This is a genomic window from Nocardia sp. NPDC003693 (assembly GCF_053981095.1).
In genome coordinates, this window is sequence record NZ_JBSFNO010000073.1 from 1 (window position 1) to 10,889 (window position 10,889).

12 protein-coding genes are annotated in these 10,889 nt (G+C 70.0%); 7 read left to right on the forward strand and 5 right to left on the reverse strand.

Going from position 1 to position 10,889, the window contains the following annotated elements; genetic code table 11:
• Positions 1-765: AMP-binding enzyme (locus ACWDOP_RS38575; RefSeq protein WP_456349029.1), on the forward strand; the 765-nt coding region annotated here is incomplete at its 5' end.
• Between the two features lie 7 nt (positions 766-772).
• Here ACWDOP_RS38575 and ACWDOP_RS38580 read toward each other — a convergent pair.
• Positions 773-1,177 (reverse strand): DoxX family protein, encoded by a 405-nt coding sequence (locus ACWDOP_RS38580; protein ID WP_454204000.1) that lies wholly within the window; start codon positions 1,175-1,177, stop codon positions 773-775.
• Complete coding sequence (locus tag ACWDOP_RS38585) at positions 1,174-1,698, reverse strand: hypothetical protein (protein WP_456349030.1); 525 nt, start codon at positions 1,696-1,698, stop codon at positions 1,174-1,176. Before ACWDOP_RS38585 ends, ACWDOP_RS38580 begins: the two co-directional genes overlap by 4 nt.
• Before the next feature lie 224 nt (positions 1,699-1,922).
• Here ACWDOP_RS38585 and ACWDOP_RS38590 point away from each other — a divergent pair, with 224 nt between their 5' ends.
• The 3 genes from ACWDOP_RS38590 to ACWDOP_RS38600 are packed head-to-tail and all read left to right on the forward strand — an operon-like array spanning position 1,923 to position 4,907.
• Complete coding sequence (locus ACWDOP_RS38590; protein WP_454204002.1) at positions 1,923-2,585, forward strand: LuxR C-terminal-related transcriptional regulator; 663 nt, start codon at positions 1,923-1,925, stop codon at positions 2,583-2,585.
• On the forward strand, positions 2,582-3,880 hold the full coding sequence (locus tag ACWDOP_RS38595; RefSeq protein ID WP_456349031.1) for a sensor histidine kinase: 1,299 nt from the start codon (positions 2,582-2,584) through the stop codon (positions 3,878-3,880). The genes ACWDOP_RS38590 and ACWDOP_RS38595 overlap by 4 nt, the downstream gene beginning before the upstream one ends.
• Entirely contained in the window at positions 3,867-4,907 is a 1,041-nt protein-coding gene (locus ACWDOP_RS38600) for a hypothetical protein (protein ID WP_456349032.1), read from the forward strand. Before ACWDOP_RS38595 ends, ACWDOP_RS38600 begins: the two co-directional genes overlap by 14 nt.
• Positions 4,908-4,913: 6 nt before the next feature.
• Here the strand turns inward: ACWDOP_RS38600 and ACWDOP_RS38605 are convergent, their stop codons facing one another.
• The gene (locus tag ACWDOP_RS38605; protein ID WP_454204005.1) at positions 4,914-5,360 is read right to left on the reverse strand and encodes a hypothetical protein; all 447 of its coding nucleotides are present in this window, start codon (positions 5,358-5,360) and stop codon (positions 4,914-4,916) included.
• Between the two features lie 147 nt (positions 5,361-5,507).
• On the opposite strand from ACWDOP_RS38605, the gene dapA reads away from it, so the two are divergent.
• Together dapA and ACWDOP_RS38615 are read left to right on the forward strand one after the other, a co-directional pair.
• On the forward strand, positions 5,508-6,416 hold the full coding sequence (gene dapA, locus ACWDOP_RS38610; protein ID WP_454204006.1) for a 4-hydroxy-tetrahydrodipicolinate synthase: 909 nt from the start codon (positions 5,508-5,510) through the stop codon (positions 6,414-6,416).
• Positions 6,413-8,476, forward strand: a complete 2,064-nt coding sequence (locus tag ACWDOP_RS38615) for a ribonuclease J (protein ID WP_456349033.1) — start codon at positions 6,413-6,415, stop codon at positions 8,474-8,476. The genes dapA and ACWDOP_RS38615 overlap by 4 nt, the downstream gene beginning before the upstream one ends.
• A gap of 428 nt (positions 8,477-8,904) precedes the next feature.
• Here ACWDOP_RS38615 and ACWDOP_RS38620 read toward each other — a convergent pair whose 3' ends face one another.
• Together ACWDOP_RS38620 and ACWDOP_RS38625 are read right to left on the reverse strand one after the other, a co-directional pair.
• A complete protein-coding gene (locus ACWDOP_RS38620) occupies positions 8,905-9,459 on the reverse strand; it encodes a hypothetical protein (protein ID WP_456349034.1) in 555 nt (184 codons plus the stop codon).
• A 27-nt stretch (positions 9,460-9,486) separates the two neighbouring features.
• Entirely contained in the window at positions 9,487-9,876 is a 390-nt protein-coding gene (locus ACWDOP_RS38625; RefSeq protein WP_454204009.1) for a DUF4189 domain-containing protein, read from the reverse strand.
• A gap of 257 nt (positions 9,877-10,133) precedes the next feature.
• Between ACWDOP_RS38625 and ACWDOP_RS38630 the strand changes: the two genes are divergently transcribed.
• The gene (locus ACWDOP_RS38630; protein WP_454204010.1) at positions 10,134-10,751 is read left to right on the forward strand and encodes a TIGR03085 family metal-binding protein; all 618 of its coding nucleotides are present in this window, start codon (positions 10,134-10,136) and stop codon (positions 10,749-10,751) included.
• Positions 10,752-10,889 lie beyond the last annotated feature (138 nt).

Consider the following 10,889-nt stretch of genomic DNA (forward strand, 5'->3'; position numbering starts at 1 on the left):
TGGCGCTGGTACCGGGATGTGGTGGGCGCCAACAAGACCCCGGTCGTGGACACCTGGTGGCAGACCGAGACCGGCGCCATCATGATCTCCCCGCTGCCCGGCGTCACCGCCACGAAACCGGGCGCGGCCATGACCCCGCTGCCCGGTATCTCGGCCACCGTCGTGGACGAGGAAGGCAACGTGGTGCAGCTGGGGGAGACCGAGGCCAACGGTTACCTGGTGCTGGATCAGCCGTGGCCGTCGATGCTGCGCGGGATCTGGGGTGACAACGATCGGTACCGCGAAACCTATTGGCAGCGTTACGCCGAGCAGGGCTGGTACTTCGCCGGTGACGGCGCGAAACTCGACACCGACGGCGATCTGTGGGTCCTGGGGCGCGTGGACGACGTCATGAACGTCTCGGGCCATCGCATCTCGACGGCGGAGGTCGAATCGGCTCTGGTGGGCCATTCGGGTGTGGCCGAAGCGGCGGTGGTCGGCGCTTCGGACGACACCACGGGGCAGGGCATCGTCGCCTTCGTCATCCTCACCGCCGAAGCGAAGAACACCGGCGACGACCTGGTCGCCGAGCTCAAAGCCGAAGTCTCGAAAGAGATCTCACCGATCGCCCGGCCCCGGGAGATCCACGTGGTCCCGGAGCTGCCCAAGACTCGCTCGGGCAAGATCATGCGCCGGTTGCTGCGCGATGTGGCCGAGGGCCGCGAACTGGGTGACACCTCGACCCTGGTCGACCCCGGGGTCTTCGAGGCGATCACCCGGCGCTGACGGGCGCTCAGGCGCCCCGATACACCTTGCGCGCGGCCAGGATCATCGGAATCTGCAGCGGCAGGCGCAGCAGCGCACCGGCCTTGAGCACGGCCGGCTTGTCGCTGCGCAGCCATTCGCGTGCCATATAGAGATTGCCGGGGAAGACCCCCAGGAACAGCAGCACGGCCAGCGCGCCGCCGAGCCGCCGCGTGCGCGGCACGGCGAGCGCGGTGGCCACCGCCAATTCCGCGACTCCCGAGCCGTGCGTGTAGGTGCGCGGCTTGCCCGGCAACTCCGGGGGGATCAACGCGTCGAACGGTTTGGGGGCCACGAAGTGCAGCGCCCCCATCCCGAACAGGATCGCCGACATCGCCTTCGCGGTGCCGTGCGCACCCGAAGGTGCTTTCACCAACTCATGACTCTCGCTCATGACTCCGAGCGTACGGTCAGATCGTCGAGCAGGATCATGACCTCACCCGCCGTTTTCACGACCTCCACGAGCCGGATCCGCAGGCCGAGCAATTCCGCGTCCTTGATCGGCGGATGCAGCTTGATCCCCGCCCGCTGCCACTCCGGGCTCGTATTGGTGCGGCCCAGCAGTTCCTCGCGCGGCTCCTGACCCGCCCCGCCGAGCCGGGCGTACACCCAGATCGCGGCGTGCGGCGACCGCACGTACAGGTTCAGTTCGGACAGCGTCCCGGCGATGGTGAAGGACTGCCCGGCCTTGGCCACCAGATCCACCTCGAGCCCGTCCACGGCCTTGGAGATCAGCAGCGCCAGCGCCCGATGGTCCTCGCCCCGCTCGCCCGAGGCGTACACGCCGGGTTCCTTCACCGGCGCGCCCTCGGCGAACGTGGTCACGTGCGTCTGCGCCGCCCCGGCCCCCGCGAGTTCCCACTTGCCGGTGTCCTCGAAGTCGTCCAGCAGCACCTCGTTCGATGCGTCCGACATCCTCGCCCGTCCCTTCATCAACCTCGTCCGAGAGTCCGTACGACTCCGCCGGAAACCCTACAAGCCGAACACGCCCCGGTCAGCGTGGGAGAACGGGCCGGGCGGCCGGGCCCCGCGGGCGTGCGCGCCGTTCCCCCGATTTCTGGTGGCTGACGCACCGCGCACCCGTACGGTCATACTCGGTACGACGTTGTTCGGGTGTGTGGGAAGAGGTGACGGCCGCCATGGAGGCGAAGGATTCGGGAGTACGCCGCATCGGGCTGGTCGAAGATCATGAGTCGGTGGCGATCGGCCTGGCGGCCATGCTGGCCCCGCAGCCCGATCTGGAATTGGTGATCACCGCGGGCACGGTCGCGGAATTGCTCGCGGCGCGACCGCGATTGGATCTGGTGGTGCTGGATCTGCGGCTGGCCGACGGCTCCTCGCCCGAGGCGAACGTGCGCGCGCTGCGCGAATGGGGGACCGAGGTCCTCATCTTCACCGGCGCCGACAACCCCTTCATGGTGCGCGAGGCCGCCCGCGCGGGTGTGCTCGGCGTGGTGCGCAAATCCGAGGACGTGCCGACCGTGGTCGCGGCCGTGCGCCTGGCCGCCCAGGGCGAACAGGTGGTGACCACCGACTGGGCCGCCGCCATCGACGGCGACCCGCAGCTGTCCAACGTCGGCCTGAGCCCGCGCCAGCAGCAGGTCCTGCAGCTGTACGCCTCCGGCGAGAAGGCCTCGCGGGTGGCCCGGATGACCGGCCTGTCCGAACAGACCGTCAACGACTACCTCGGCCGCATCCGCCAGAAGTACGCCGACGCCGGCCGCCCCGCCCCGACCAAGACCGACCTGTACAAACGCGCGGTGGAAGACGGCTGGCTGCCCGTCCCCGAGCGGCGCGCATGACCGCAACGGGCACGCTGGAATCCGCGCCGCCCGCGCAGTACCCCGCCGCCGGCCTCACCGCGCTCGTGCGGCGGGTACGCGGCGAGCTGACGGCGACCCCGCAGGAGGATCCGGCCACCGCCGCGTACGACCGCATCCTGCGCAGGCTCGGCATCTCCTGCGGCATCGCCGGCGTGATCGTGGGCCTGGTCGAACTGCCCGAGATCGCCGAACAGGGTCGCCTGGTTCCGATCTGGTGGACGGTGTCGGCGGTGGTGCTGGCCTTCGGCTGGTATCCGGCGCTGGCCGTGGTGTCCGCGGTGGGCAGCTCGCGCGCGATTCGCTTCGTCGCCGGGTGCGCCGCACTGAGTTACCTCGGCGCACTGGTGACCATTCCCTTCGCGTGGGAAATGTCCAGCGTGCACGGCATTCTCGTGTGGCCCTACCGGGTGACCGCGCTCGCGGTGACCGCGGGCGTGCTGGCCTGGCGGCCGCGCTGGTCGGTGACCTACCTGCTGGTCGCGGCGTCCTCGGCGGCCCTGGCCACCATCTACACGATCGCCGACATCACCCCGTTCGCCGCGGTCGAGAACTTCCTGCGGGTGGCCGGCCTGGCCTCGCTGTTCGTCTGGTGCGGTACCGCCGCGACCGGCGCGGCCGCGCGCGTGGACCGCGAGTCGGCGATCGCCGCCCGGCGCGCGGCCGCCTCGGCCGCCGCGCAGGGCCGGGATCGCGAACGCGCTCGCTTCGCCGCGCTCATTCACGACGCCGTGCTGTCCACCCTGCTCGAGGCCTCGCGCGCGGGCACGCAATCCGATGTGCTGCAACGCCAATCCGAGCGCACAATCGAACAACTCGACGAATGCCGGGGCCGCGAACGCGATCCCGATCTGCTCGACGCTCGCTCGGCGCTGCTGTTCGTGCGCGCGGCGGTGAACGAGGTGAACCCGAGTGTCCGCTTCGCCACCCGCACCTGGCCCGGCTACGACGATCTGCGCATGCCGGTGCACGCCGCGAGCACCATCGCCGCGGCCCTGACCGAAGCGGTCCGCAACAGCCTGCGGCATGGCGCGGTCCCCGGCCGCGAGGTGCGGCGCACGGTGACCGCCACGGTCAGCGCGGGCAGCATCCGCATCGTATTCGCCGACGACGGAGCGGGTTTCGACCTCGCGGCGGTCTCGGCCGACCGGCTGGGGGTGTCGATGAGCATTCTCGGGCGCATGCGCCAGCTCGCCGGCGGTTCCGGTTTCGTGGAGTCGCAGCCCGGCGAGGGCACCGTCGTGACGCTGGTCTGGGGTGGCGATGGCTCCCGCTGATCACGCCCTCGACCTGGACACCAGATACAGCCTGCGCGAACTGCTCGGGCTGCGCGGCAGCGCCGCCTGGACCTTCCTGCTCATCCTCGAGGTCACCATCGCGCTGTACATGGCGCGCAATTTCGGTCAGGCCCCGCTCTGGGCGGTGATCGTGAGCATGGCGCTCATCATGAGCGCGGGCGCGCTGGTGGTGGTGACCCCCATCGACCCGCTGCCCCTCCCGATCGCCGTGTTCGCCGCGGTGGCCGGACCCGTGGCCACCGCGCTCACGATCCTGACGCCCGCCGGGGATCGCGCCCAGCCCTCGGTGTGGACGGCGTTCGTGGCGTCCTACGTCTTCACCGGGCTGGTGCTGCGCGGGCGCATACGCACGGCCTGGGCCGGGGTCGCGGCCACCGCGGCGGTACTCGTGGTGGCCGGGATCGGCTCGCACCTGCACCCGAACACGGTGCTCGGCACGGTGGTGCCCATCGGCACCGTCGCGGCCATCTCGGTGTTCGTCGCGGTCATGCGGCCCATGCAGAAATCCCTGCTCATCCTGCGGGAGGACGCGATGCTGCGGGCCTCGGCCGAGGCCGCCATGGACGCGGCCGAGGGCGAGCGCTCCCGCCAGCTCGCCCGCCTGGACCGGGTGGCGCGCCCGATACTCGAGCGCATCGCCGAGGGCGCGGAACTCACCGCCGCCGAACGCGAGGAGTGCCGCCTGCTCGAGGCCGAGCTCCGGGACGGGCTGCGCGCGCCGCAGCTGGTCACCGACGAGCTCAGCGGCGCGGCCCGCGGCGCCCGCTTCCGCGGCGTGACGGTCGTGCTGCTGGACGACGGCGGCTTCGCGGGCGTGCCGGAATGGGTGCGCAAACGGGTGATCGACGCGGCCACAAAGGAATTGGACGCGGCCAATAGCGGGTCGGTAACCGTCCGGGTGCTGCCCCTGGGTCGCCGCGTGCTGGCGACGGTCCTGGCGCACGCCCCGGATCACGACCGCCGCACCGAGATCGACACCGACGGTCAGGTCACCGTGATGGACTGACGTCGCTCAGACGTCCCAGCGCCCGCCCTTCTTCATCTGATCGCGCAGCGCGCCCTGCACCGCCGAGGACAGCCACGAGTTGAGCGACTGGCCGTTGTGCGCGGCGGCCTCCTCGGCCTTGGACTTGATCTGTTCGACCAGGCGCAGGGTGACCCGGCTGATGTCGCCGGTCATCTCCTCGAAGGTCGGGGGCTGTTCGTCCTCCGGGCCAGTGGTTTTGCGCACATCCACGTGGGCGTCGGTGCCGACGACGGACACGTGGACGGTGCGGTCGCCGACCGCCTCGCTCACCTCGGCGGCCAGGTCCGAGAGCGCGGCCAGCAGTACCAGCCGGGCGGCGTTCTCGGTCGCGGCGGCCAGCGCGGCGGCGGTGGCCTGTGTTTTCTCGTCGCCGAGCGCGGCGGCGGAGATGAGATTCTCGCGGAGCTGCGCGGTGTATTTCTCGAGGTCCATGACACCAGTGTGATGTCATACCTGACATCATTCAAGGAGAGTTTTGCTGTCATCACGAACCTTCGGCTACGAATTGCCGACACCGCCGCAACGGTTCAGGTATAACGATGCAAGAGCCGTTTCGATGACCGGGTAGCCTTCTGGACTATGACGAACGGTGAATCGACGCGGATTGAGCTGCACGCGTCCGGCACGGTCGGTGTCGCGATGGTGACCCCCTTTACCGCCGAAGGCAAGCTCGATGTCGACGCCGGTGTCGCTCTGGCCGCTCGACTCGTGGACGGCGGCGTCGATTTGCTCGCGATTTCCGGGACCACCGGAGAATCGCCCACCACCACCGAAACCGAGAAGTTCGATCTGCTGCGCGCCGTCGTCGACGCGGTCGGCGACCGCGCCACCGTCATCGCGGGCGCCGGCACCTACGACACCGCGCACAGCATCGAATTGGCGCGCAGCGCCCAGCGCGCCGGCGCGCACGGTTTGCTCGTCGTCACCCCGTACTACTCGCGTCCCAGCCAGGAAGGGTTGCTCGCGCACTTCACCGCCGTCGCCGACGCCACCGACCTGCCGGTGACCCTGTACGACATTCCGCCCCGGTCGGTCGTGCCGATCGCGTCGGACACCATTCGCCGCCTGGCCGAGCATCCGCGCATCGTCGCGGTGAAGGACGCCAAGGGCGATCTGAACGCGGGCGCGGAACTCATCGCCGAGACCGGGCTGTCCTATTACTCCGGTGACGACGTGCTGAACCTGCCGTGGTTGTCGGTGGGCGCCGTCGGATTCATCAGTGTCATCGGTCATTTGGTGCCCGACCGTTTGCGGGCCCTCATCGACGCCTACACCGCCGGCGATGTCGTGCGCGCCCGTGAGATCAATGCCAGCATGCTGCCCCTGAACCGCGCCATGGCGCGGCTGGGCGGCGTGTCCATGACCAAGGGGGCGCTGCGCCTGCTTGGTATCGAGACCGGGGAGCCCCGTTTGCCACAGATCATGCCTACTACCGAGCAGCTCGACGGCCTGGCCGTCGAGCTGCGCAGCGCCGGGGTGCTTGCATGAGCAGCCCCGAAGGACGCCGCCCGCGTCGCACCGCATCCCGCGCCGCCGGCGCACCCGCCCCCGCCCCGGCCGAGCCCAAGCAGCAACCGGTAGCCGAGCCCGCCCCGCGCGCGGAAGCCGTTGCGCCGCAGGCCGAGAGCCCCGCGCAGGCCCCGGCGGCCGAGACCCGGAACGGCCGCGGCCGCACCGGTTCCGCCGAACGAGCCAGAGCCGCGCAGGACCGGGCCGCCCAGCAGCCCGAGTCCGCCCCCGCCAAGGCGCGCCAGGACGATTCGGCGCCCAAGTCGCGCCCGTCCGAGCGTTCGCGCAAGCCCGGTGGCGGCGGCCGTTCGCGCCAGTCCGGCCGCGGCGAGCGCAACGATCAGCAGCCCTCGCAGCAGCAGCGGCGTTCGATGCCCGCCCCGCCGCAGGCCCCCAAGGGCGGCCTGCGCGTCTTCGCGCTCGGCGGCATCGGCGAAATCGGCCGCAACATGACCGTTTTCGAGTTCGGCGGCAAGCTGCTCATCATCGACTGCGGCGTGCTGTTCCCCGAGGATCAGCAGCCCGGCGTCGACCTGATCCTGCCGGACTTCGGTCCCATCGAGAACCGTATCGAGGACGTCGAGGCGGTGATCCTGACCCACGGGCACGAGGATCACATCGGCGCGGTGCCGTTCCTGCTGCGCCTGCGGCGCGACATCCCGGTGATCGGCGCGAAGTTCACCCTCGCCCTGGTGGCCGCCAAGTGCCGCGAACATCGGTTGCAGCCCAAGCTCATCGAGGTCATCGAGGGCCAGCGCACCCAGCACGGCCCGTTCGACTGCGAGTACTTCGCGGTCAACCACTCCATCCCGGACGCGCTCGCCATCGCGGTGCGCACCCCCGCGGGCATGGTGCTGCACACCGGCGATATCAAGCTGGATCAGCTGCCGCTGGACGGCAGGCTCACCGACCTCGCCGGCTTCTCGCGCCTCGGCGACGAGGGCGTCGACCTGTTCCTGGTCGACTCCACCAACGCCGAGGTCCCCGGCTTCGTCACCCCCGAGCGCGAGATCGGCCCGGTGCTGGACAACGTGATCGGCAAGGCCAAGGGCCGGGTCATCGTGGCGTCCTTCGCTTCCCACGTGCATCGCATCCAGCAGGTCGTGGACGTGGCCAAGCGCTACGACCGCCGCATCTGCTTCGTGGGCCGGTCCATGGTCCGCAACATGCAGATCGCGGTGGACCTGGGCTACCTCGATATTCCGGACGGCCTCGTCGTCGACATCGATCAGGCCGCGAACCTGCCGGTGCACAAGCTGGTGCTGATCTCGACCGGCTCGCAGGGCGAACCGCTGTCCGCGCTCTCGCGCATGGCGCGCGGCGACCACCGCCAGATCAACATCCGCGCCGACGACCTCGTCGTGCTGGCGTCCTCGCTCATTCCGGGCAACGAGAACGCCGTCTTCGCGGTGGTGAACGGCCTGGCCCGCGTCGGCGCGACCGTCGTCACCCAGCAGAACGCGAAAGTCCATGTCTCCGGGCATGCTTCGGCGGGTGAGCTGCTGTACCTGTACAACGCGGTGCGGCCGACCAACGCCATGCCGGTGCACGGCGAGTGGCGGCATCTGCGCGCGAACGCCGCGCTCGCGTTGGCGACCGGCGTGCCCGAGGAACGAGTCGTGCTGGCGGAGAACGGCGTCGTGGTCGATCTCGTCGACGGCATCGCCTCCATCACCGGCCGGGTCCCGGTCGGCCAGGTCTACGTCGACGGCCTCTCGGTCGGCGACGTCGGCGAATCCACCCTCTCGGACCGGCTGGTCCTGGGGGAGGGCGGTTTCATCTCGATCACCGTCGCCATCGATTCGACCACCGGCAAGGCGGTCAGCTCGCCGGGCGTCAGCGGCCGCGGCTTCTCGGACGATCCCGACGCCCTGGCCGACACCCACGAGCTGGTCGAGGCGGAACTGCGCCGCCTGGCGAACGAGGGTGTCACCGACACCCACCGCATCGCCCAGAGCGTGCGCCGCGTGGTGGGCCGCTGGGTCGCGGAGAAGTACCGCCGCCGCCCGATGATCGTGCCTACGGTCATCGGCGTGTAGTTCGGCGCCCGAAAGGGCAAGTGCCACAACCTGACAGTGCCCGGCAGCCGCGGCTGCCGGGCACTGTCGTATGTCGACCGGAACGTCGCGAGACCCCGGGATACCTAGATTGAAATATGCGCATTCACGAATGTTGCCCGGGCATGGCTGCCTGCCGCCGAAACGATCGATCCAGCGGTCTGAACATGATTCGCACCGATGCCGGGGGCCGTCGCACGGCGTGGCCCGAAGCCGGGTAGCCCGAAGCCGGGTAGTCGGGATCGACCGGGACGAAGGCCGCGCCGGATTCGGCCACGGCCGGCCCGTTCCACCCGGGTGACGCGAACGGCCCGCGCCGACGCCGTCGCTGGGAGCGATCAGCGTGCGCGGGCCGTCGCCCGGAGCGGTTGCCGCGTCCCGGTGGCCCGGGCGCGGCGGTCAGCGAACTCTCACTCGTCCTGGCAGGCGGCGGAATTCAGCTTCGCGGCCTGCACGACGCTGCACGCGAACTTGTGGTCGACCTTCCACTCGTTGTCCTCGGCGACGAAGGACACCGTGGCGTTGTCGACCGGCGCACCGCCGATGGTCACCTTCGCCTCGGCGACGACCTTGCCGTCGACCGGCTCGGGCACGTTGGTGATCTCGACCTTGACGTCGTTCTTCTTCGCGGCGTCGACCAGCTTGGCGACCAGTTCCGGATCCCGGCCGGCGTCCTCGATCCAGGAGACCTTGGTCTTGGCGTCGATGGACGGGTCGAACGCCTTGGTGATCTTGTCGTTCAGTTCGGCCACGGTCGGCTTGGGCAGGTTGGGGACCTCGGGGGTGGACGGCGCGGCGCCGGTCTCCTCGGTCTCCTGCGTGCTGCCCTCGAAGTTGCCGGCGGGCGCCGCACTGGTGGTGGTGGTGCTGTCGGTCGTGCTCTCACTGGTGCTGCAGGCCACCAGCCCGAAGGCGGAGGCGGCCAGGGCCACGGCGGCGGTGGCGCGGAAAATGGTGTGCTTCAACGATTTTCTCCCCTGAACGGAATCGAATTAGAGCGAGTAACCGCTGGTGCAGTTCCAGTGAATGATCGTGGAATCGGAGCGGCCGCGATTCAGCGCCTGCGTGCGGGCGGCGGCGCGGGAGGTGTTGGCCCCGTAGGTGTACAGCCGCGCGCGGCTCGAGTACGCGACCGCGCCACAGCCGTTGGAGAACCAGGCGACGACACGGCAGTCGTTGTTGCGGCACTCGCTCATCGCGCCGTCCTGGGCGGCGTTGGTGTTGCCGTAGTCCGCCGAGTAGCCGATACGGCCCGTGGACGGCGACAGCGCGATGGCTCCGTAGTTCTGTGCGCGTTGCGCGGTGGCCGCGGAGGTCGTGCCGACGAGCAGAGACACGACGGTCACGATCAGCACGGCGGCGCCGCTGACGATCTTCTTCAAGGTGTTGCCCTTCGTAAGCTACGGTCCATGACCCTGATGGACCGAGTGATCAAGCTACCGACCCGAATTGGATGACGCCAACCCGGAACCGCGTGCACGAGGGCGGTTTCGGTATTGCCGCGCGGTAGCGGGGGCCGGATGCGGATGCGAACGATGATCGCCGGGCGGTCTTATGGCGGGCCGGGTGGTTCGCTTAACGGGCCGCCCCGGACCACCGCGGCGGTGCGTGTGCCGGTTTGTCCGGTTAGGGTTTCGGTATGAGCATGGCCCAGCGGGAACGTCGAGCAATGGTGCAGACGATGGCCGAAGCAGGCCCGGACGCGCCCACCCTGTGCGGGGAATGGACGGTGCGGGATCTGGCCGCCCACCTGATCGTGCGCGAGCGCCGCCCGGACGCCGCCCCCGGAATTCTGCTGAAGCCCTTCGCCCCGCACCTGGAGAGTGTGCAGCGCAAGGTCGCGCAGCGGCCCTTCCCGCAGTTGCTCGAGCAGGTGCGCACCGGTCCGCCGCTGCTGCTGCGGCCCTTCGATTCGCTGATGAATCTCACCGAGATGTACGTGCATCACGAGGACGTGCGCCGGGCCGGGCCCGGGTGGGAACCGCGCGAACTGCCGGCCGCGGACGAGCGGGCGCTGTGGAACGTGCTGACCAAGCTGTCGCGCATGGCCTATCGCAAATCCACCGTGACCATCGCCCTGGCGACCCCCGACGGTGAGCGGGTGGTGGCGCACAAGGCCGGTGATCGTTCGGTGGTGCTGGCGGGCAAGCCGTCGGAGTTGCTGTTCCACGCGTTCGGCCGCAACGCGGTGCGCCTCGAGGCCACCGGCGATCCGGCGGACGTCGAAGCGGTGTACGCCCTGGACCGCAGCGTCTGATCGCCTCCCCGTACCCGGCGCCGGGCCGGCCACCGATCGGTGGTGACCCTGGGTGGCATAGCGCAGCGGATAGTGCCGCAGCAGGTCCTCGACGGTGTGCATGTCGAAGGATTCGAGCAGCGGTTCGGCGGCCTTGAC